At 73.7% G+C, this 20,816-nt stretch carries 19 protein-coding genes and 1 rRNA gene; 15 read left to right on the top strand and 5 right to left on the bottom strand.

Annotation, left to right across the window (positions count from 1 at the left end):
* Nucleotides 1-201 precede the first annotated feature (201 nt).
* The 5 genes from rrf (at nucleotide 202) to AC07DI_RS25280 (ending at nucleotide 4,197) form a co-directional block, all read left to right on the top strand.
* A 5S ribosomal RNA gene (rrf, locus tag AC07DI_RS25300) occupies nucleotides 202-318 on the top strand.
* A 16-nt stretch (nucleotides 319-334) separates the two neighbouring features.
* Entirely contained in the window at nucleotides 335-1,780 is a 1,446-nt protein-coding gene (locus AC07DI_RS25295; protein ID WP_478906212.1) for a hypothetical protein, read from the top strand.
* Nucleotides 1,672-2,439: a tetratricopeptide repeat protein gene (locus AC07DI_RS25290; protein ID WP_478906211.1), complete on the top strand. Its 768-nt coding sequence runs from the start codon at nucleotides 1,672-1,674 to the stop codon at nucleotides 2,437-2,439. The genes AC07DI_RS25295 and AC07DI_RS25290 overlap by 109 nt, the downstream gene beginning before the upstream one ends.
* Nucleotides 2,440-2,641: 202 nt before the next feature.
* A complete protein-coding gene (locus AC07DI_RS25285; RefSeq protein WP_478906198.1) occupies nucleotides 2,642-3,049 on the top strand; it encodes a YciI family protein in 408 nt (135 codons plus the stop codon).
* An 8-nt stretch (nucleotides 3,050-3,057) separates the two neighbouring features.
* Nucleotides 3,058-4,197: an RNA polymerase sigma factor gene (locus AC07DI_RS25280; RefSeq protein ID WP_478906210.1), complete on the top strand. Its 1,140-nt coding sequence runs from the start codon at nucleotides 3,058-3,060 to the stop codon at nucleotides 4,195-4,197.
* 22 nt (nucleotides 4,198-4,219) lie between these two features.
* On the opposite strand, the gene AC07DI_RS25275 is transcribed toward AC07DI_RS25280, so the two are convergent.
* The gene (locus AC07DI_RS25275; RefSeq protein ID WP_384263268.1) at nucleotides 4,220-5,503 is read right to left on the bottom strand and encodes a DUF1015 family protein; all 1,284 of its coding nucleotides are present in this window, start codon (nucleotides 5,501-5,503) and stop codon (nucleotides 4,220-4,222) included.
* A gap of 70 nt (nucleotides 5,504-5,573) precedes the next feature.
* Between AC07DI_RS25275 and AC07DI_RS25270 the strand changes: the two genes are divergently transcribed.
* The 4 genes from AC07DI_RS25270 to AC07DI_RS25255 all read left to right on the top strand — a co-directional run bounded on the left by AC07DI_RS25270 (nucleotide 5,574) and on the right by AC07DI_RS25255 (nucleotide 9,799).
* On the top strand, nucleotides 5,574-6,626 hold the full coding sequence (locus tag AC07DI_RS25270) for an HAD hydrolase-like protein (RefSeq protein ID WP_384263266.1): 1,053 nt from the start codon (nucleotides 5,574-5,576) through the stop codon (nucleotides 6,624-6,626).
* Nucleotides 6,627-6,882: 256 nt separating this feature from the next.
* Nucleotides 6,883-7,926, top strand: coding sequence for a FecCD family ABC transporter permease (locus AC07DI_RS25265; protein WP_384263264.1), 1,044 nt, complete (start codon nucleotides 6,883-6,885; stop codon nucleotides 7,924-7,926).
* Nucleotides 7,923-8,951 (top strand): FecCD family ABC transporter permease, encoded by a 1,029-nt coding sequence (locus AC07DI_RS25260; protein ID WP_384263261.1) that lies wholly within the window; start codon nucleotides 7,923-7,925, stop codon nucleotides 8,949-8,951. Before AC07DI_RS25265 ends, AC07DI_RS25260 begins: the two co-directional genes overlap by 4 nt.
* Nucleotides 8,948-9,799 (top strand): ABC transporter ATP-binding protein, encoded by an 852-nt coding sequence (locus AC07DI_RS25255; RefSeq protein WP_478906197.1) that lies wholly within the window; start codon nucleotides 8,948-8,950, stop codon nucleotides 9,797-9,799. Before AC07DI_RS25260 ends, AC07DI_RS25255 begins: the two co-directional genes overlap by 4 nt.
* Here the strand turns inward: AC07DI_RS25255 and AC07DI_RS25250 are convergent.
* Complete coding sequence (locus AC07DI_RS25250; RefSeq protein ID WP_384263257.1) at nucleotides 9,783-10,130, bottom strand: alkyl sulfatase C-terminal domain-containing protein; 348 nt, start codon at nucleotides 10,128-10,130, stop codon at nucleotides 9,783-9,785. The genes AC07DI_RS25255 and AC07DI_RS25250 overlap by 17 nt on opposite strands.
* Before the next feature lie 42 nt (nucleotides 10,131-10,172).
* Here AC07DI_RS25250 and AC07DI_RS25245 point away from each other — a divergent pair, with 42 nt between their 5' ends.
* From AC07DI_RS25245 to AC07DI_RS25235, 3 genes are read left to right on the top strand one after another with little or no spacing between them, the layout of a single operon-like run.
* A complete protein-coding gene (locus AC07DI_RS25245; RefSeq protein ID WP_478906196.1) occupies nucleotides 10,173-10,523 on the top strand; it encodes a hypothetical protein in 351 nt (116 codons plus the stop codon).
* Between the two features lie 7 nt (nucleotides 10,524-10,530).
* Nucleotides 10,531-11,346, top strand: a complete 816-nt coding sequence (locus tag AC07DI_RS25240) for a TlyA family RNA methyltransferase (protein WP_478906195.1) — start codon at nucleotides 10,531-10,533, stop codon at nucleotides 11,344-11,346.
* Between the two features lie 5 nt (nucleotides 11,347-11,351).
* Nucleotides 11,352-12,290 (top strand): NAD kinase, encoded by a 939-nt coding sequence (locus AC07DI_RS25235; protein ID WP_478906209.1) that lies wholly within the window; start codon nucleotides 11,352-11,354, stop codon nucleotides 12,288-12,290.
* 122 nt (nucleotides 12,291-12,412) lie between these two features.
* On the opposite strand, the gene AC07DI_RS25230 is transcribed toward AC07DI_RS25235, so the two are convergent.
* Nucleotides 12,413-13,789 carry an FtsX-like permease family protein gene (locus AC07DI_RS25230; protein ID WP_478906194.1) on the bottom strand — a complete coding sequence of 459 codons (1,377 nt, stop codon included), beginning with the start codon at nucleotides 13,787-13,789 and terminating at the stop codon, nucleotides 12,413-12,415.
* A 211-nt stretch (nucleotides 13,790-14,000) separates the two neighbouring features.
* Between AC07DI_RS25230 and recN the strand changes: the two genes are divergently transcribed.
* Together recN and AC07DI_RS25220 are read left to right on the top strand one after the other, a co-directional pair.
* Nucleotides 14,001-15,752, top strand: coding sequence for a DNA repair protein RecN (gene recN, locus AC07DI_RS25225; protein ID WP_478906193.1), 1,752 nt, complete (start codon nucleotides 14,001-14,003; stop codon nucleotides 15,750-15,752).
* Nucleotides 15,753-16,040: 288 nt separating this feature from the next.
* Nucleotides 16,041-17,177 carry a glycosyltransferase family 4 protein gene (locus AC07DI_RS25220; RefSeq protein ID WP_478906192.1) on the top strand — a complete coding sequence of 379 codons (1,137 nt, stop codon included), beginning with the start codon at nucleotides 16,041-16,043 and terminating at the stop codon, nucleotides 17,175-17,177.
* 21 nt (nucleotides 17,178-17,198) lie between these two features.
* Here AC07DI_RS25220 and AC07DI_RS25215 read toward each other — a convergent pair whose 3' ends face one another.
* Both AC07DI_RS25215 and AC07DI_RS25210 read right to left on the bottom strand, forming a co-directional pair.
* Nucleotides 17,199-18,842, bottom strand: a complete 1,644-nt coding sequence (locus AC07DI_RS25215; protein ID WP_384263242.1) for a PucR family transcriptional regulator — start codon at nucleotides 18,840-18,842, stop codon at nucleotides 17,199-17,201.
* 119 nt (nucleotides 18,843-18,961) lie between these two features.
* The gene (locus AC07DI_RS25210; RefSeq protein ID WP_478906191.1) at nucleotides 18,962-19,834 is read right to left on the bottom strand and encodes an AraC family transcriptional regulator; all 873 of its coding nucleotides are present in this window, start codon (nucleotides 19,832-19,834) and stop codon (nucleotides 18,962-18,964) included.
* 75 nt (nucleotides 19,835-19,909) lie between these two features.
* Here AC07DI_RS25210 and AC07DI_RS25205 point away from each other — a divergent pair, with 75 nt between their 5' ends.
* Nucleotides 19,910-20,746: an alpha/beta fold hydrolase gene (locus AC07DI_RS25205; protein ID WP_478906190.1), complete on the top strand. Its 837-nt coding sequence runs from the start codon at nucleotides 19,910-19,912 to the stop codon at nucleotides 20,744-20,746.
* Nucleotides 20,747-20,816 lie beyond the last annotated feature (70 nt).

Below are 20,816 nucleotides of genomic sequence, written 5' to 3'. Positions count from 1 at the left end.
AGATCTGGAAGCCCGGTAACGGGTGGAGGTGACTGGTACTAATAGGCCGAGGGCTTGTCCTCAGTTGCTCGCGTCCACTGTGTTGGTTCTGAAACAACGAACAGTTGTGTCGGCTGAACAGCGTCACTATCCAAATTGAAAAGTGTGCTTGTTCGCTGCCCTGTTTGAGATCCTGCGTTTCCGTAGGATATTTCATAGGGTTTCGGTGGTCATAGCGTGAGGGAAACGCCCGGTTACATTCCGAACCCGGAAGCTAAGCCTCAAAGCGCCGATGGTACTGCAGGGGGGACCCTGTGGGAGAGTAGGACGCCGCCGAACAATTTTTGGAGGACCCTTGGTCCCAGCGTCCACGCTGGGACCAAGGGTCCTTTTTGTTTTTGCCGAAGCGCGCCGGCCTGCCGGCTGCGCGAGAATGACTGCGGTACCGAAGACTAGGAGTCACCCATGTCCCCCAACTCTCCCGACGAGCGTCCGGAGCGCGACCAGCGCAGCCGGGACGGTGGTGACCGGGGCGGATACCGCGGGGCTCCCCGCCGGGACGACCGCAACGACCGTGGTGACCGTGGCGGTTTCCGTCGCGACGACAACCGTGGCGGTGGCGGTGGTTTCCGGGGGCGTGACGACCGCCGGGACGACCGTCGTGACGGCGACCGGGACCGCGGTGGACGTCCTCCGTTCCGGCGCGATGACCGGCCCAGCGGGCCGCGTCGTGACGACCGGCGTGACGACCGTGACCGTGGTGGCTTCCGGCGCGACGATCGCTCCGGTGGTGGGGACCGCCCCGCTTTCCGCCGTGACGACCGCCGGGACGGCGACCGCCCCAGCTTCCGCCGTGACGGTGACCGGCCCACTTTCCGCCGTGATGACCGCCGGGATGACCGGCGTGACAACGACCGCGGTGACCGTGGCGGTTTCCGTCGCGACGACAACCGTGGTGGTGGCGGCTTCCGGGGTCGTGACGACCGCCGTGATGACCGTCGGGACGGCGACCGTGGTGGATTCCGGCGTGATGACCGCTCCGGTGGCGGGGACCGCCCCGGCTTCCGCCGTGACGACCGCCGCGACAACGACCGCGGCGGTGACCGCGGTGGTTTCCGTCGTGACGACAACCGTGGCGGCGGCGGTGGCTTCCGCGGCCGTGATGACCGTCGGGACGACCGGCGCGATGACCGGCCCAGCGGGCCGCGTCGTGACGACCGTCGTGACGACCGTGACCGTGGTGGCTTCCGGCGCGACGATCGCTCCGGTGGCGGGGACCGCCCCGCTTTCCGCCGTGACGACCGCCGTGACGGTGACCGCCCCGGCTTCCGTCGCGATGACCGACGTGACGACCGGCCTGGCAACGACCGCGGCGGCGACCGCGGCGGCTTCCGCCGTGACGACCGTCGCGATGACCGGCGTGATGACCGTCGTGACAGCGACCGCGGCGGTGACCGCGGTGGTTTCCGTCGCGACGACAATCGTGGCGGCAGTGGCGGCGGGTTCCGAGGCCGCGACGACCGGGGCCGGGGCGACGACCGTGGGCGTGGGCCGCGCCGTGACGACCGGGGCGGCCGTCCCGGCGGGTTCCGTGGGCGCGACGACCGTCGGGACGACCGTCGCGACGGCGACCGCGGCGGCTTCCGGGGCGGGCGCGACGACCGCGACCGCGACCGCGAGCCCATCAAGCGGCTGCCGATCCCGGACGACGTCACGGGGTACGAGATCGACAAGGACGTACAGCAGGAGCTGCAGAGTCTCCCCAAGGGGCTCGCTGAGGACGTCGCCAGGAACCTGGTGATGGTCGCCAACCTCCTCGACGAGGACCCGGAGCAGGCCTACGCCTACGCGCGGATCGCCCTGCGGCTGGCCTCCAGGGTCGCCGCCGTGCGTGAGGCCGCGGGCTTCGCCGCGTACGCGAACCAGAAGTACAGCGAGGCGCTCGCCGAGTTCCGCGCCGCGCGGCGCATGACCGGCAGCGTCGAGCTGTGGCCCGTCATGGCGGACTGCGAGCGCGGCCTCGGCCGGCCCGAGAAGGCCCTGGAGATGGCAGGCGCTCCCGAGGTGCACAAGCTCGACAAGGCGGGGCAGGTCGAGATGCGGCTCGTCGCCGCCGGGGCGCGCCGCGACATGGACCAGATCGACGCCGCCATCGTCACCCTGCAGAGCCCCGAGCTGGCGTCGAACTCCGTGCAGCCCTGGACGGCGCGGCTGCGGTACGCGTACGCCGACGCGCTGCTGTCGGCCGGTCGCGAGGACGAGGCGCGCGAGTGGTTCGCGAAGGTCGTCGAGTCCGACAAGGACGGCAGCACCGACGCCTCCGACCGGCTCGCCGAGCTGGACGGCGTCGAGTTCGTCGACGCCCTGGCGGAGGACGAGGAGCGGGACGAGGACGCCGCGCGTGGCGAGAGCGCGGAGGACTCCGCGGAGCCGGCCCGCCGGGATGCCGACGAGGACTGACCTCCTGCCTGCGAACCGACCTCCTGCTTGAGAAGAAAGGGCGGGCCCCCATGGGGGCCCGCCCTTTTTGCGTCTTCGTCCGGTGGCTCGTGACGTCGTTCGGTCGGAAAAAGTTCGTGGGCGATGTCGAGAATCCGTGATCGGCTCCGTCCCCGTGGTGAACGCGACCAGAATGGGTCGTACCGCGAAGAGGAGAATCACCATGGCCAAGTACCTGCTGCTCAAGCACTACCGTGGCGCCCCGGCTCCGGCCAACTGCGTGCCGATGGACCAGTGGACGCCGGAGGAGATCACGGCGCATGTGAAGTACATGCAGGACTTCGGGGCCCGTCTCGAGAAGACCGGCGAGTTTGTCGACGCCCAGGCGCTGGCTCCCGAGGGGACGTGGGTCCGGTACGACGGCGAGGGGCGCGCCCCGGTCACCGACGGACCGTTCGCCGAGACCAAGGACCTCATCGCCGGGTGGATGGTCATCGACGTCGACACCTACGAGCGCGCCGTGGAGCTGGCCGGGGAGCTGTCCGCCGCTCCCGGCGCGGGTGGTGAGCCGATCCACGAGTGGCTGGAGCTGCGGCCGTTCCTGACCGAGCCGCCCACCATCACGGAGTGAGCACACCGATGAACGAGGCTCTGCTCCGGAGCCTCACACCGAGCGTGCTCGGCATCCTCGTCCGCCGCGGAGCAGACTTCGCGGCGGCGGAGGACGCCGTGCAGGAGGCGCTGGTCGAGGCGGTCCGCGGCTGGCCGGCCGAGCAGCCGCGCGACCCCAAGGGCTGGCTGATCACCGTGGCCTGGCGCAAGTTCCTCGACGCGACCCGGGCCGACACCGCCCGCCGCCGGCGCGAGGACCTGGTGGACGAGGAGCCGGCGCCCGGGCCCGCGCCCGCCGTCGACGACACGCTCCAGCTCTACTTCCTGTGCGCCCACCCCTCGCTGACGCCGTCGTCAGCGGTCGCGCTCACGCTGCGGGCCGTGGGAGGTCTGACCACCAAACAGATCGCCCAGGCCTACCTGGTGCCCGAGGCGACCATGGCGCAGCGCATCAGCCGGGCCAAGCGCACCGTCTCCGCCGTACGGTTCGACAAGCCCGGTGACGTCGCGACCGTGCTGCGCGTCCTCTACCTCGTCTTCAACGAGGGGTACTCCGGCGATGTCGACCTCGCCGCCGAGGCCATCCGGCTGACCCGGCAGCTGACGGCCGTGATCGACCATCCCGAGGTGGCGGGGCTGCTCGCCCTGATGCTGCTCCACCACGCCCGGCGCGCCGCGCGGACCGCGCAGGACGGCAGCCTGGTGCCGCTGGCCGAGCAGGACCGCGGCCGGTGGGACACCGGGATGATCGCCGAGGGGGTCGCGGTCCTGCAGGCGGCCCTCGCGCGGGACCGGCTCGGTGAGTTCCAGGCCCAGGCCGCCGTCGCGGCGCTGCACGCCGACGCGCCCGCCGCCGAGGAGACGGACTGGGTGCAGATCGTCGAGTGGTACGACGAGCTCGCGCGGCTCACCGACAGTCCGGTCGTCCGGCTCAACCGCGCGGTCGCCGTCGGCGAGGCCGACGGGCCGCGGGCCGGTCTGGCCGCGCTCGCCGAGCTGGACGGCTCACTGCCCCGCTACTCCGCGGTGGCGGCGTACCTCCACGAGCGCGACGGCGACCCGGTGACGGCGGTACGGCTGTACGTGGAGGCGGCCCGGCGGGCGACCAACCCCGCCGAGCGCGACCATCTGACGCGTCAGGCCGCCCGGCTCAACACCCGCGAATGACACAGGCTCTTGACACAGGCTCTCAACACGTGAGGTCCCGCAGGACCAGGCCGCTGGCCGGCTTCGGGCCGAAGGAGGTCGACTTGCGGGGCATCGTGACGCCCTGCCGGGCGAGGTCCCGGACGACCTCCTCGCGGACCGGGTGCATCAGGACCGCCGTGCCGCCGTCGCGTTCCGCCTTCTCGACCGTCGCCGCGGTGTCGTGGATGTACGCGATGTGTTCCGGGGTGTCGGGGGTCCGCCACATGTGGTCGAGGAGGGTGGCGTGCAGGACCGTCGCGTCGAGGGTGCGCCAGGCCTCGGGGAGGTCGCCCGGGATCGTACGGGCGAGGAGGTCGGGGGAGGGGCGGTCGACGAGGTGGAAGGCGCCGTCACCCGCGAGGACGAAGGCGTTGCCCTCGGCGGCGGCCTCGGCCAGGGCCTGGAGGGCGCGGTCGAGGGGGCCGTCGACGGTTCGTATGCGGAAGGAGTCGCCGAGGGCGCGCAGCGCGTCGGACACCGGCAGCCGGTGGAGGTAGCGGTGGATGGCACGTACGCGCAGGGGGTAGCGGGCGGTGTCCACCAGGAGGACGAGGCCGAAGTCCCAGGCGCTCGGTGAGGGGTGCTCGCCGCGCAGCCGCAGGTTGGTCGCCCAGCGGTGGTGGCCGTCGGCGATCAGCGCCTGGTGGCGGGAGAGGTCCGACTGGATCTCGGCGATCTCCGCGGGATCCGTCACGGACCACAGGCGGTGGTGGAAGCCGTCCTCCGTGGTCGTGGAGAAGAGGGGCTCGCGCCGGGCGGTGCGTTCGACGGCGGCAGTCGCGCCCCTGGGGCCTCCGTCGCCGTTGCTGCGGTACGTCAGGAGGAGCGGTTCGAGATTGGCGGAGGTGGCCCGCATGAGGGCCGCGCGGTCCTCGACGACGTGGGGCATGACGCCCTCGTGGGGGAGGACGACGCCGTCCGCGGCGTCGGAAAGGCGCAGCGCTCCGATCACGCCGCGCTGCAGGATGTCGTCGTCCCGCTGCTCGTAGACGTACAGGCTGGGCTCGGTGTCGGGGGCGAGGATGCCTTCGGCGAGCCAGGTGTGGAGGGTCTCGGCGGCCTGCTTGTTGCGGGCGGCCGGGGTGGTGGCCTGCGGCAGGATCAGCCTGACGATGTTGTGCGGGTCGGCGGATTCCAGGTGCAGCAGGCCGTCCGGACGTACGACCACGTCGTACGGGGGAGAGGTCACGGCGGCGAGACTGCCGACCCGTTCGGGGACATAGCGCACGCCCCGGAACGGGACCAGGTCGAGGCCGCTGGCATCGGTGTGACCCGCTGTGTTCATTAGGGCATCGTATGTGTGTCAGTGGCATGAGCGATGATCGGGGGAGAGATCGAGCGAGGAGCGATGTGCAATGAGCCAGACCGCGGACCGAAGCGCCGGCCGGAACGTCAGGACGCGGCCCGCGGGCAGCGGACGGGCGCTGAGCGAGGTCTATGACACGGCTCTGCTCGACCTGGACGGGGTGGTGTACACGGGCGGTCAGGCCATCGCGCACGCGGTCGATTCGCTGGGCACCGCACGCGACGGCGGCATGCACCTCGCGTACGTCACGAACAACGCGCTGCGCACGCCGGACGCGGTGGCGGAGCATCTGACGGAGCTGGGCATCGCGACGGACGGCTCGGACGTCATCACGTCGGCGCAGGCGGTGGCCCGCCTGGTGAGTGAGCAGGTGCCGCGGGGCGCCCGGGTGCTGGTGATCGGCGGTGAGGGGCTGCGGGTCGCGCTGCGCGAGCGGGGCCTCGAACCGGTCGACTCGGCCGACGACGACCCGGTGGCTGTCGCGCAGGGGTACGGGGGCCCGGACCTGGCGTGGGGGCGGTTCGCGGAGGCGTGTTACGCGATCGCGCGCGGAGTGCCGTGGTTCGCGTCGAACACGGACCTGACGATCCCGAGCGCGCGCGGCATCGCGCCGGGCAACGGCGCGGCCGTGGAGGTCGTCCGGATCGCGACGGGCGCGGAGCCGCGGGTGGCGGGCAAGCCGCTGCCGCCCATGCACCGGGAGACGATCCTGCGGACGGGCGCGAAGAAGCCGCTGGTGGTGGGCGACCGCCTGGACACGGACATCGAGGGAGCGTTCAACGGCGAGGTGGACTCGCTGCTCGTGCTGACCGGCGTCACGGACGGCGCGCAGCTGCTCGCCGCCCGGCCCGAGCACCGGCCGACGTATGTGGCCGCGGACCTGCGGGGGATGCTCACGGGGCAGCCCGAAGTGGCCGAGGAGGAGGGCGGCTTCGGCTGCGGCGGGTGGACCGCGTCGGTGCGGGACGGGGCGCTGGCGCTGGACGGCGACGGCGATCCCCTGGACGGGCTCCGGGCGCTGTGCGCGGCGGCCTGGACGGAGGCGGGGGACGGCGTGTGCGAGCTGGACTCGGAGAAGGTGCTGGGGCGGCTGGGGGTGTGAGGCGGGGCCCGGCGGGGCGTAGGCCGGGGTCGCGGACGTGTTCGGGGCCACCGTGAAGTCGATACCGGGGAAGGGAGCGCCCGCCAAGGAAGGGGTTCTTGGCGGGCGCGGCTAGGGGGAGGGCTGCGGTGGGCGCGGCGTCGGAGCCCGTGTCACCAGGGATATGGCGCAGGGCCTCGGGCCTCCTCGCCGCTGTCGGGCATGGGCGGTGCTTCTCTCGTCGAAGTCCAGTGCGAGGGTAGGCTAACCTAACCAGGTGTTGGTCGACAGTCCCCCAGAACCGCGCGCGGAGGCCGCCCCCGCGCCCCCGAAACGCCGCGCGATACGCAGCGCCGGGTTGCTCGTCTCGGTGGCCGTCCTGCTGCTCGTGTTCTTCGCGAGCATCGCGGTCGGCGCCAAATCGATGTCCATGGGCGAGGTCTGGCACGGGCTGTTCCAGGACACCGGAACGTACGGGGACGTCGTCGTCGGCGAGCGCCTCGCCCGCAGCCTGCTCGGACTGCTCGCCGGGGTCGCCCTCGGCCTCTCCGGCGCCGTGCTCCAGGCGCTCACCCGCAACCCACTGGCCGACCCCGGGCTCCTCGGCATCAACCTCGGCGCGTCCGCCGCGGTCGTCAGCGCGATCAGCTTCTTCGGCGTCACCTCACTGAGCGGCTACGTGTGGTTCGCCTTCACCGGCGCCATGCTCGTCGGCGTCCTGCTCTACGTCATCGGCGGCGCGCGCGGCGCGACACCGGTACGCCTGGCGCTCGCCGGCACCGCGATCAGCGCGGCGCTCTACGGCTATCTGCAGGCCGTCATGATCATGGACGGTGCCGCGCTCAACAAGATGCGCTTCTGGACGGTCGGTTCGCTGGCCTCCGCCAACATGGACACCATCAAGCAGGTGCTGCCCTTCCTCGCGATCGGCACCGTGCTCGCCCTCTCCCTGGCCAGGCCGCTCAACGCCATGGCCATGGGCGACGACACCGCCCGCGCGCTCGGCGCCCACCTCAACCGCACCCGCGCGCTCTCCATGGCCGCGGCGACCCTGCTGTGCGGGGCGGCGACCGCCGCCTGCGGACCCATCGTGTTCGTCGGCCTGATGGTGCCGCACATCGTGCGCTCCTTCACCGGACCCGACATGCGCTGGATCCTGCCGTACGCGGCCGTCCTCTCGCCGGTGCTGCTGCTCGGCGCGGACGTCGTCGGGCGCGTCGTGGCCCGGCCCGCGGAGCTCCAGGTGGGCATCGTGACCGCGGTCATCGGCGCCCCCGTCTTCGTCCATCTCGTACGCAGGCGGAAGGTGGCCCAGCTGTGAGGGCGCTGCGCACCCGGGGCGGCCTCTCCGTCCGGCTCGACCTCCGTACGACGGTGGTCGTCGCCCTGCTCGCCGTCGCCGCGCTCGTCGCGAGCGTCGTCCTGATCGGCACCGGCGACTTCGACATCCCGGCCGCCGACGTCATCCGCACCCTGCTCGGCGAAGGCAACGCCGGGCAGGAGTTCATCATCAACGACCTGCGGCTGCCGCGAGTCCTGGTCGGGCTCCTGGTGGGCGCGGCCCTCGGCCTCGGGGGAGCGCTCTTCCAGTCCATCGCCCGCAACCCGCTGGGCAGCCCGGACGTGCTCGGCCTCGGCCAGGGGGCGACCGCGGGGGCGCTCACCATGATCGTCGTGTTCCAGGGCAGCGCGGTCCAGGTCGCGGGCGGCGCGCTCGTCGGCGGACTCGTCACCGGCCTCGCCATCTACCTGCTCGCCTGGAAGCGCGGCGTGCACGGCTACCGGCTCGTCCTGGTCGGCATCGGCGTCTCCGCGTTCATCACGGCGATCAACGGCTATCTGCTCACCAAGGCCGACTTCGTCGACGCCGCCCGCTCCGTGGTGTGGATGACCGGCTCCCTCAACGGCCGCGACTGGGACCAGGTCTGGCCGCTGCTCGTGCTCTGCGCCGTCCTCGTACCGCTCGTGCTCGTGTACGGACGGCCGTTGCGGATGCTGGAGATGGGCGACGACACGGCGGCCGGGCTCGGCGTACCCGTCGAACGTACCCGCTTCGTCCTGCTGACGGCCTCCGTGCTGCTCACCGCGGCCGCCACCGCCGCCGCGGGCCCCGTCAGCTTCGTCGCGCTCACCGCGCCGCAGCTGGCGCGCCGCCTCACACGCTCGCCGGGGCCGAACCTGATGCCCGCGATGTTCATGGGCGCCACGCTCCTGATCGTCGCGGACTGGGCCTCGCAGCGGGCCTTCGGCGCGGACCAGCTGCCCGTCGGCGTCGTCACCGGCGTGTTCGGCGGCGGCTATCTCCTGTGGCTGCTCGTCACCCAGCGCAAGGCCGGACGGATATGACCAAGAACGACCTCCAGGACCAGGAGCGTGCTGCTGTGAACCGGCTCGTCGCCGACGACGTCACCCTCGGCTATGACCAGCGCGTCATCGCGGAGAAGCTCTCCGTCGAGATCCCCGACAACTCCTTCACCGTGATCGTCGGTCCGAACGCGTGCGGCAAGTCCACGCTGCTCCGGGCGCTGTCCCGGATGCTTCTGCCGTCCGCGGGACGCGTGCTGCTCGACGGGAACGTCATCCAGTCGATGCCGGCGAAGAAGGTGGCCAGGACGCTGGGCCTGCTGCCGCAGTCGTCGATCGCGCCCGACGGCATCACGGTCGGCGACCTGGTCGCCCGCGGCCGCTACCCCCACCAGGGCCTCCTGCGGCAGTGGTCCGAGGAGGACGAGCGGATCGTCGACGAGTCCATGGCGTCGACCGGCGTGCGCGAACTCGCCGAGCGCTATGTCGACGAGCTCTCCGGAGGCCAGCGCCAGCGCGTCTGGATCGCCATGGCGCTCGCCCAGCAGACGCCGCTGCTCCTCCTCGACGAACCGACGACGTTCCTCGACATCCAGCACCAGCTCGACGTCCTCGACCTCTGCGCCGAACTCCACGAGGAGCAGGGCCGCACGCTCGTCGCCGTCCTGCACGACCTGAACCACGCCGCCCGCTACGCCACGCACCTCATCGCCCTGCGCGAGGGCGCGGTGCTCGCCGAGGGCGCGCCGTCCGACATCGTCACGGCGGAGCTGGTGAAGGAGACCTTCGGCATCGACTGCCGGATCATCGAGGATCCCGAGAGCGGGACACCCCTGGTGATCCCGGCGGCCCGCGCGGGGCGCCGGAGCCCCGCTAGAGCAGCGATCTGAGCTTGAGCAGGTCGCGGAAGCCCGCCTCCAGCTTGACGCGGCCCGAGGCCCACGCCTTGGCGAAGGCGAGCTCGCCCGCCACCAGCGCCACCAGGTCGTCGCCGGTCATCGCGAGACGGATCTCCGCCTTCTCGCGCGGCGGACCCGGATGGCTGCCGAGCACCGTGATCCGGCCGTTCTCGAGACGGCCGGTGAAGGTGGTGTCGAGATCGGTGATGCGGCAGCTCAGCGAGCGGTTCAGGGCAGCGGCCCCGCGCACCTCGCCGTCGGCCGACGCGAGACTGTCGCTGAGTCTGTCGAGTGCCGTGCGGCACTCCGCCATGGTCGCCATCGTGATCGACCGTACCCCAGGCCTTCGCGGTAGCGTCGTGCCATGAGCGACTCATACGCGGGCCCCGCACACCAGGGACCCGAGGCGGGGGAAGCGGCGCGGCCGGAGCCCCGGGTCCCGGACGAGCCGTCGTACGACCCCGCCGCGCCCGCGCCCCTCGGCGTGGAGCGCACCCCCACCGGCAGCGCCGGGGTGGACGCCGCACTCGCCCGGCTCGGCGACGCCGACCACCTCGCCACGGACGGCCACATCGAGGTGTACGAGGATGTACACCGGGGCCTGCGCGACGCGCTGACCGCGCTCGACGCGCGCCCCGGCCCGCCGGCACCCACCGGCGCGCCGTCATCCTCGTACGACAGGAACGACTCGTACGACAGGAACGACAGGAGCTGAACCGAACGTGGCAGGAGTGGCACGACGCCGCCTCGACGCCGAGCTCGTCCGCAGGGAGCTCGCGCGCTCGCGCGAGCACGCGAGCCAGCTGATCGCCGCAGGCCGGGTCTCGGTCGGCAGGACCGTCGCGACCAAGGCGGCGACCCAGGTCGAGACGGCCGCCGCGATCGTCGTCTCGCAGGACGACAGCGATCCCGGCTACGTCTCGCGCGGCGGGCACAAGCTCGCGGGCGCCCTCGCCGCCTTCGGGCCGCGGGGCCTGGTCGTCGAGGGGCGGCGCGCGCTGGACGCGGGCGCGTCCACCGGCGGGTTCACCGATGTGCTGCTGCGCGCCGGTGTCGCGCACGTCGTCGCCGTCGACGTCGGATACGGCCAGCTCGCGTGGTCGCTGCAGAGCGACGACCGGGTCACCGTGAAGGACCGCACGAACGTACGCGAGTTGACGCTCGAGGACATCGACGGCATCCCCGTCGACGTGGTCGTCGGAGACCTGTCCTTCATCCCGCTCGGCCTGGTGCTGCCCGCCCTCGTGCGGTGCGCGGCGCCCGACGCGGACCTCGTCCTCATGGTCAAGCCGCAGTTCGAGGTCGGCAAGGAGCGGCTCGGCAGCGGCGGTGTGGTGCGCAGCGCCGAACTGCGCGCCGACGCCGTGCGCGGGGTGGCACGGCAGGCGTGGGGGCTCGGCCTCGGGGTGCGCGCGGTGACCGCGAGCCCGCTTCCGGGGCCCTCCGGGAACGTCGAGTACTTTCTGTGGCTGCGCGCCGGGGCCGATGAGCTGGACCCGGCGGACGTCGACCGTGCCGTGGCGGAGGGGCCCCGTTGAAGCGGATCAGTGAGACCCGGATCAGAGGGACCGAGACCGGGGGGACCGAGCCCGGGACGCGTACCGTCTTCCTGCTCGCGCACACCGGGCGCCCCGCGGCCATCCGCAGCGCCGAACTCGTCGTCCAGGGGCTGCTGCGCAACGGCATCGGCGTGCGGGTCCTGGACGCGGAGGCGGTGGATCTTCCGCTGCCCCCCGAGGTCCAGACGGTCAAGGAGGCGACGGCCGACTGCATCGACGACTGCGAGCTGATCGTCGTCCTCGGCGGCGACGGGACGCTGCTGCGCGGCGCCGAGTTCGCGCGGGCCTCCGGGGTGCCGATGCTCGGCGTCAACCTCGGGCGCGTGGGCTTCCTCGCGGAGGCCGAGCGGGACGACCTCGACAAGGTCGTCGACCGGGTGGTCACCAGGACGTACGAGGTCGAGGAGCGCATGACGATCGACGTCGTCGTGCGGCGCAACGGCGATGTCCTGCACCGGGACTGGGCCATGAACGAGGCGGCCGTGCAGAAGGTGTCGCCCGAGCGGATGCTCGAGGTCGTCCTGGAGATCGACGGGCGGCCCGTCACCGGCTTCGGCTGCGACGGCATCGTCTGCGCCACACCGACCGGTTCGACGGCGTACGCGTTCTCGGCGGGCGGGCCCGTGGTGTGGCCGGAGGTGGAGGCGCTGCTCATGGTGCCGATCAGCGCCCACGCCCTGTTCGCCAAGCCGCTGGTGACGTCGCCGGACTCGGTGCTCGCCGTCGAGGTCCAGCCGCACACGCCGCACGGGGTGCTGTGGTGCGACGGGCGGCGGACCGTGGAACTGCCTTCGGGCGCGCGGGTCGAGGTGCGCAGGGGCGAGGTGCCGGTGCGGCTGGCGCGGCTGCACCACGCGTCGTTCACCGATCGGCTCGTCGCCAAGTTCGCGCTGCCTGTCTCGGGGTGGCGGGGGGCACCGTAGCGCTCCGATGGGTGGGGCGGTTCTGGAGGTGCGGGGCGGGCTGTGCGGGGCGGGTCGTCGAGGGCCGGGCGCGCAGTTCCCCGCGCCCCTGAGGGCCTGTCCCTGAACCTCGTCCCCGGCTTCTACGTCGAGCTGACCACGGAGATCGCCCGCCTTCGTGCGGCCGCGCGTACCGGGAGGCCCGTCGCCAGCAGGGTGAGGAGCAGGGTGCCCGCCACGATGCCGGCCGGTACGGGCCACGGCAGGTACGGCAGTGCGCTGCCGAAGGCGGTCTTGAGGATCGGCGCCAGGGTGCCCAGCGCGATCGCGGCGCCGAGCAGCAGCGCGGTCCCCGCGACGACCACCGCCTCCCAGGCCGCCATGGCCCCCACCTGGCCCCGCCCGCTGCCCACCACCCGCAGCAGCGCCACGTCGCGGCGGCGCTCGAACGAGATCATGGCGAGGGTGTTCGCCGCGGCGATGGCGGCGAAGCCCGCGTACAGGCCCGTGCCCACGTAGTCGAGCCAGACCTCGCCCGCGCTGCCCGCCGAGCCGGTGCGGTGCTGGGCCGTCGTGTGCATGCCGATCTTGGTGAGGCCGAAGCCCACGACGAGGACGAGGGGGACGACCGCGGCGGAGAAGCGGCGCGGCTGGGAGCGGATGTTGAGCATGGCAAGCCGCGCGCTCGGGCCGAACCGGCCCACCGCCGCGGAGACCAGCCAGGCGGCGGGGCCGATGAGGCGGGGCCCGAGGAGCCCCGTCCCCGCGCAGAACAGGATGAGGACGAGGAACGCGCCCTCGCCCGCCTCGTCCGCGGGCTGCCGGGACAGGATGACGGAGACCGCGCACGCTCCCGCCACGGCGAGCACACCCAGCGGTGCCCGCAGGACGCCGAGGCCGCGCCGGCCCGTCGCCGCCTCGCTCAGGGCGCGGGCCGGGCGCAGCAGGGAGAACCGCAGGGCGGAGAGCAGCGCGGCCAGTGCCGTCGTCACCACGGCCACGCCGACGCAGACGGGCAGCGCGAGCCAGCTGAAGCGGAAGGTGGCCTCGGCGGGCAGCAGCCCGTGCTCGACCATGCCGGCGTGCCACCAGCGGGCACCGAAGCCGCCGAGCACGAAACCGGCGAGCGCGGCGGGGACCGAAGCGGCGAGGGCCTGGACGGCCACCGCTCGGCGGATCTGGCGGGGCCTGGCGCCGATGGAGCGGACCATCGCGAGTTCACGGTGGTGCTGCGCGACGGCCGTGCCCATCGTCGAGACGACCACGAATATCGACATGTAGATCGAACCGATCAGGAGGACGACCGCCATGTCGCCCACGCCGTTCTCCGTGATCCGCTCGCGCGCGGCGGCGGAGAGTCCGCCGGTGGGGGTGGGGAGGTCGTCGCGGTGGGTGCTCGTCGTGCCGAGCATCATCGTCGACGCGCTCACCACGGTCGACGCGAAGAGCGCGGCCACCGCCGTGCCCACGAACGCCGGGCGGTGCGCGCGCAATGCCGCCTGTGCCAGTCCTGTCGCCATGTCGATCATGGTCGTGCCGGGGGCGGGACGACGGCCATGCGGCGAGCCGGTGGATCTTGCTGGGGACAACCCCACCTCGTCTCCCCCGGCCGTGCCCGGGACGACCGCCGTCCCCTCGGAGAGTGACAACCGATCCTCGGCGTCCGTCGCCAACCTGCGCCTTCGTGCACCGATACAGGGGCGACGTCGCGGGGCACCGGGGAAACCTCGTATGGTCAGGTGCGTGTTGGAGGAGATGCGGATACGGTCGCTCGGAGTCATCGACGACGCTGTCGTCGAGCTCTCGCCGGGCTTCACCGCCGTGACGGGTGAGACCGGTGCGGGCAAGACGATGGTGGTCACCAGCCTTGGCCTGCTGCTCGGCGGGCGCGCGGACCCCGCCCTGGTGCGGATCGGCGCCAAGTCGGCGGTGGTGGAGGGGCGCGTCGCCGTGCCCCCCGGCGCCGCGGCGGTCCTGCGGGCGGAGGAGGCCGGGGCCGAACTGGACGACGGGGCGCTGCTCATCAGCCGTACCGTCTCCGCGGAAGGGCGCTCGCGGGCGCACCTCGGCGGGCGGTCGGTGCCGGTGGGGCTGCTCTCCGAACTCGCCGACGACCTGGTCGCCGTGCACGGCCAGACCGACCAGCAGGGCCTGCTCAAGCCGGCCCGCCAGCGCGCCGCCCTCGACCGGTACGCGGGCGACGCGGTCTCCGTGCCGCTCGCCAAGTACACCGCCGCGTACCGCAGGCTGCGGGCCGTCACCACCGAGGTCGAGGAGATCACCACCCGCGCGCGCGAGCGTGCCCAGGAGGCGGACCTGCTGCGGTTCGGCCTCGACGAGATCGCGGGCGTCGAGCCGCGCCCCGGCGAGGACACGGAGCTCGCGGCCGAGGCCGAGCGGCTCGGTCACGCCGAGGCGCTCGCCTCCGCCGCCACGTCCGCGCACGCCGCGCTCGCGGGCAACCCCGAGGACCCGGAGGGCATCGACGCCACCGCCCTGGTGGCGGGCGCCTCCCGGGCCCTGGAAGCCGTCCGGTCCCACGACCCCGCCCTCTCCGGCCTCGCCGACCGGCTCGGCGAGATCGGGATCCTCCTCGGCGACGTGGCGGGCGAGCTCGCCGGGTACGCCGACGACCTGGACGCCGATCCGCTGCGGCTCGCCGCGGTCGAGGAGCGCAGGGCCGCGCTGACGCAGCTCACCCGCAAGTACGGCGCGGACATCGACGCCGTACTCGCCTGGGCCGAGGAGGGCGCCGCGCGGCTCACCGAACTGGAGGGCGACGACGACCGGCTGGAGGAGCTGACCGCCGAGCGGGACGCACTGCGTGCCGAGCTCGCCGGGCTCGCGGGAGCGCTGACCGACGCCCGGCACGAGGCGGCGTCGCGGTTCGCCGCGGCCGTCACCGAGGAACTGGCCTCGCTGGCGATGCCCCACGCGCGCGTGTCGATCGCCATCAGCTGCACGGAGGTTCCCGCGGGCAGCGACGGCGTGGAGGTGGGCGGCCGCACCGTCGCGTACGGTCCCGCGGGCGTCGACGAGGTCGAGCTGCTCCTCGCTCCGCACCCGGGCGCGCCGGCCCGGCCCATCGCCAAGGGCGCGTCGGGCGGTGAGCTGTCCCGCGTGATGCTCGCCGTCGAGGTGGTCTTCGCGGGTACGGACCCGGTGCCCACGTACCTCTTCGACGAGGTCGACGCGGGCGTCGGCGGCAAGGCGGCGGTGGAAATCGGCCGCCGCCTCGCACGCCTCGCCAAGTCGGCGCAGGTCGTGGTCGTCACGCACCTCCCGCAGGTCGCGGCCTTCGCCGACCGCCAGCTGCTGGTCGAGAAGACGAACGACGGGATGGTGACGCGCTCCGGCGTCCAGGTCCTGGAGGGCGAGGACCGGGTACGAGAGCTGTCGCGGATGCTGGCGGGGCAGGAGGACTCGGAGACCGCGCGGGCGCATGCGGAGGAGTTGCTGGCGACGGCCCGGGGGGATGCCTGAGGGTTCGTGGGCGGCTGCGCTCGGGCGGGGTTCTGTGCGGGCCCGTCGGGGCTGGGGCGCCTGTTGTTCGTAGCGCACCTGGTCCCTGCTCCCGCCGTACGCGGCGGGGCAAACGGGTCCGCCGCAATCACCCACGTGGGTGATCCCCGCCCCCGCCCCGCCCGGCCATTCGCGGAAGTGACCTTTCGGCAGTGCCGGAACGCCCCTGCCGACTGGCATCCTTGGCGCAGCATCTGCCCGATTACCAGTCCGAGCAGTCACCGACGCAGACCCAGGAGCCCCGGCCGCGTGAGCCACGTGAGCAGCCACTCGCCGCACGGACAGACGCCGCTGCACACCGTTCAAGTCCTCGGAGGCGGCAGCGCGGGCAGCAGCGCGCACGTCAGATCGCTGGCCGCCGGTCTCGCCGCCCGGGGCGTGCGCGTCACCGTCTGCGCCCCCGACGAGGCCGCTCGCGCCTACGACTTCGCCGGTACCGGCGCCCGGCACGTCTCCGTGCCCCGCAGCGGCGACCCCGCCTCCGTGGCCGCCCTCCGCGCGGCCTGCGCCGACGCCGACCTCGTACACGCGCACGGGCTGCACGCCGCCCTGCGCGCCACCGTCGCCCTGACCGGACGCCACACCCCGCTCGTCGTCACCTGGCACACCCGCGCGCAGGCGAAGGGCGCCCGGGCCCACGTACTGCGCCTGCTCGAGCGGCGCGTCGCCCGGGCGGCGGCCGTGGTCCTCGGCACCTCGTCCGACCTCGTCGACCGGGCCCGCGGCAGGGGCGCGCGCGACGCCCGCCTCGCGGCCGTCGCCCTGCCCGCGCCGCGCCGTCCCGAGGGCGCCGACGAGCCCGACTGCCTCCTGCACAAGGCGCGGGCCGAAGTCGGCGCCGTGGACCGGCCGTTGATCCTCGCCGTCGGCGCACTGGAGCATGATCGCGGCTACGGCGTGCTCCTGGATGCCACCCGCACCTGGCGGCATTTGGACCCGCAGCCGCTCCTCGTCGTCGCGGGGGAGGGGCCCGAACGGGCCGCCCTGCAGCGCCGTATCGAGGACGAGCAGCTGCCGGCCCGGCTCATCGGGCGGCGCGAGGACGTTCCCGACCTGCTCGCGGCGGCCGATCTCGCCGTGCTGCCCAGCAGTTGGGAGTCCCGCTCCCTGCTCGCCCAGGAGGCGCTGCACGCGCGTGTGCCGCTCGTGGCGACGGCGGTGGGCGGCATCCCCGAACTGGTCGGCGACGCGGCCGAACTCGTCCCGTACGGTGACGCGCAGACCCTCGCCACCGCCGTCGTACGCCTCCTCGCCGACCCCGTCCGCCGGGCCGAGCTCGCGGCGAAGGGCGCCGCCCAGGCCGCCACCTGGCCGACCGAGGACGACACGGTCACCCAAGTCCTCAGCGTATACGACGAGTTGACCACGCCCCTGCCGTACGCCTGAGACCCTGTCCTTCCGCTCCGGTTACGCCACGTGCCTCCGTGCCCGCAGCGCCAGGCTCAGCGCGAGGACCGTCTGCGGGTCGTCGAGATCGGTGCCGAGGAGCTCACTGATCCGGGCGAGGCGGTTGTAGAGGGTCTGGCGATTGAGGTGGAGCTCGCGCGCGGTCTCCGCCTTGCGGCCCGCGTGCGCCAGGTACGTCTGGAGGGTGGGCAGGAGCGGCGGCTTGGAGCGCTCGTCGTGGGCGCGCAGCGGGCCGATCGCGCGGTCCACGAACGCCGCGAGGACCCCGTCCTCGTCATGGCGGTGCAGCCGCCAGAGCAGCAGGTCGATGTCGAGCCGCCGCGCGTCGTACCAGGGGCGGTCGGAGAGTCCCTGCGCGGCCGTCGCCGTCTCCGCCGCGTGCCGCAGGCCCGCCGACGCCGCGGCCCAGCCGCCCGCGACGCCCACCACCACGACCGGCGGCTGCGCCCCGGGCCGCCGCATCCCGGCCCGCTCGACCCCGGCCCGCAGCGCGGCGGCGACGCGGTCGGCCACCGCGGTCCGCTCGGTCTCCGAGCGCAGGCCCAGGAGGAGGGGCACGCGACCCTCGACGGGACGTACGCCGAGGAGGGCGGGCACTCCCACCGACGCCAGCTCCTCCGCGACCGCCCGCGCGAGCACCGCCCAGCCGCCGCCGGCCGGCAGCCCGTCCGCGATCCGCATCACGACCGGCAGGAGCGGGCTGTCGGCGGGGGCCGGCTTGAAGCCGAGGACCCGGGCCTGCGCGGGCGCGTCCTCGGCGGTGATCCGGCCCTCCGCGAGGTCGGTCAGGAAGTCGCCGCGGCCGCGCGCCGCCAGCTCCTCCTCCTGGCGGGCCTGCATCAGGACGACCGCGAGGCTGCCCGCCGCCCGCTCCGCGGCGATCCGGTGCACCGGCAGCGGCGCCGACTCCACGGCGAGCAGTACGAGCCGGGCCCGCACCGAGCCCGCCCCCGGGCCGCCGCCCGGCACGTCGACGAGGACCGCGCTCGCGGGCGGGCCCTCCCGGTCGCCGGGCCGTCCGCGCAGCCCCTCCCACACCTGGAGCGGGTCCGCGCACTCGGTGCCCGCCCCGGCGGCGTACAGGAGCTGCCCGTCCGCCGTCTCCAGGAACACCGGGTTGCCGCTGAACTCCGCGAGGATCGCGAGGACCTGCGGAATGCCGCCCCCGCCGAGCAGCGCCTCCGTGCAGCGCCTGTGCACCTCCTCGGCCTGCTGCAGCAGCGCGTAGTGGCCGTTGACGATCTCGGTGTGCACCTCTTCGGTGACCGTGACGAACGGCACCTCGCGGTGCAGCTGCACCAGCGGGAGCCCGGCGCTCCGCGCCGTCTCCACGATCGCCGCAGGGAGGCGGCCGAAGCGCGGACCCAGCTCGACGACGAGGGCGGCGATGCCCCGCTCGGCCAGTTTGCGCACGAAGGCGCGCTGGTCGGCCGGGCGGGTGCCGAGGCCGAGGCCAGTGGTGAGGAGGAGCTCGCCGCCCTTGAGCAGCGAGGCGATGTTGGGCACCTCGCCCGCGTGCACCCACCGCACCGTCCGCTGCAGCCGCTCCGCGCCCGCGACGACCTCGGGGAGCCCGCCGCGCAACCCGGGGAGTTCCAGTGCGCGCTGCACGGTGATGCCGCCCTGAGTGCCCTGACTGTCCATGGCGCGGACGCTACCGGGGCGCACGGGAGGGGAACATCCCGGCCGGCGCGGTGGCCCCGCCCGAGGTCCCGACCGCCCGGTAACTCTTCGCCTCGGCGCGGCACTTGCCCACCCCGCCGTCAGCTGTGGCGTACCCCACACGTGCGAGGGGCGGTCGGCCACGCGCGGTCGTCCACGGTCAGGAAGGGTTCGCCGGCCACGGCGGCCGGGGTCGCGCCGGTGAAGGCCGCGACGTCCCGGTGCAGATGCGACTGGTCGCAGTACCCGGTGTCCGCCGCGACCCCGGCCGGTCCCGCCCCGGCGACCAGGCGGTGGACGGCGTGGTCGAAGCGGACCAGCTTCGCGGCCTGCTTGGGCGGCATGCCGAGGTGCTCCCGGAAGCGGGACCACAGGCGCTTGCGGCTCCAGCCGAGGTCGTCCGCCAGTCGCTCCACCCGTATGAGACCCCCGCTGTCGACGATGCGCCGCCAGGCCCAGGCCACCGCCGGATCCACCGGAGCCCGGCCCTCGCACCGGCGGGCGAGCTCGGCCTCGGTGTACGCGAAGCGCTCCTCCCAGGAGCCGAGGCCGGAGAGGCGCTCGCACACCTCCGCCGCCCGGCGGCCCCACACGTCGTCGAGGGAGACCACGGCCCCGTCGAGCTCGGCCGGGGAGACGCCGAGGATCGCGCCCGCGGCCGGAGGCGAGAGCCGCACCTGTACGCAGGCGATGTCCTCGCCCCACGCCCGTACGCCCCCGCCGGTACCGAAACCGGGCCCTGCGACGAGGCTGCCCCGGTGCCGCCGCCCGGCACCGTCGTCCACGGCGGGCCGGCCGGGACCGAACTCGATGACCAGCATCACGGCCGGGTGCGGAACGATCCGCAGACCTCCGGCGAGCGGGCCGGACACCCGGAACCCCGCCATGTCGACACCGGCCACCCCGACACTCCGCCGCGGACGCGCGACGTCCCACGCGGCGGGATCGGCACGCCTGTGCGTGGTGAGCCCCATCGCTCCAGGCTACGCGGGCGGCGCGGGGAACATTCGTCCAATCCGGCGACGAGCCGCGGGGGAGACAGTCGCTCCATGACCACCTCCGGAAAACACCCGCGAAGCAACGGCGAAGTCATCCACGAGGAGGCCCTCCTGCCCCTGGAACACGGCGACCTGCACGTGCGTCAGGACGGCCCGCGCGAGGCCCCCGTCCTCCTGCTCCTGCACGGCTCCGCCACCACCGGCACGTCGTGGAACGCCCTGGTCCCCCTGCTGGCCCACGCCCACCGCGTCATCCGGGCCGACCTGCCGGGTCACGGCCGCTCGGCCGAACCCGTGGGCCGCGGCTACGACACCACCGGCCTCGGCCGGACCCTCGGCGCGGCCCTGGACCGGCTCGGCGTCCGGCACGCCACCGTCGTCGGCCACTCCAGCGGGGGCTACGCCGCCACCGCGCTGGCTGAGCAACGGCCCGACCTCGTGAGCGCCCTCGTCCTCATCAACACCGGCCCCTCTCCGCACGCCTACATCGCACCGCAGACGGCCGCCTTCGACCCCGCTCACTGGCCGCCGACCGACGAGCAGATCCGGCACTTCGCGAGCGGCGGCTTCCGCGCCGGGTTCGAGGTACCCCAGGAGCTCGTCGACGAACTGCGGGAGAGCCGGATCCAGGCGGTCACCGCGGCCATGCGGGCGTCCACCGCGTACCTGGGTGAACGGGCGCTCCCCGAGCGGCTCGCCGCCCTCGGCAAGCCGCTGCGGGTGATCTTCGGCGACCAGGACCGTCGCTGGCGCCCCGCGTCCGCGGCCGACTACCGCGCCGTCCCCGGCGCCTGCGTCACGATGCTGCCCGGCGCCGGGCACACCCCCATCCTGGAGGAGCCGTCCCGTACCGCCGCCCTCATCCTCTCCTTCACCGACGCCACGTAAGAGCCTGTGTCATATACCCGGCCGGGTGGTCGCCGCCTGGCACGCACGCTCGCCGCGTTGCCGAAAAGCC

It is taken from the genome of Streptomyces sp. NPDC044106 (assembly GCF_056433985.1).
The sequence above is the reverse complement of the archived record's forward strand: the minus strand, read 5'-3'. Positions and strand labels throughout refer to the sequence as shown.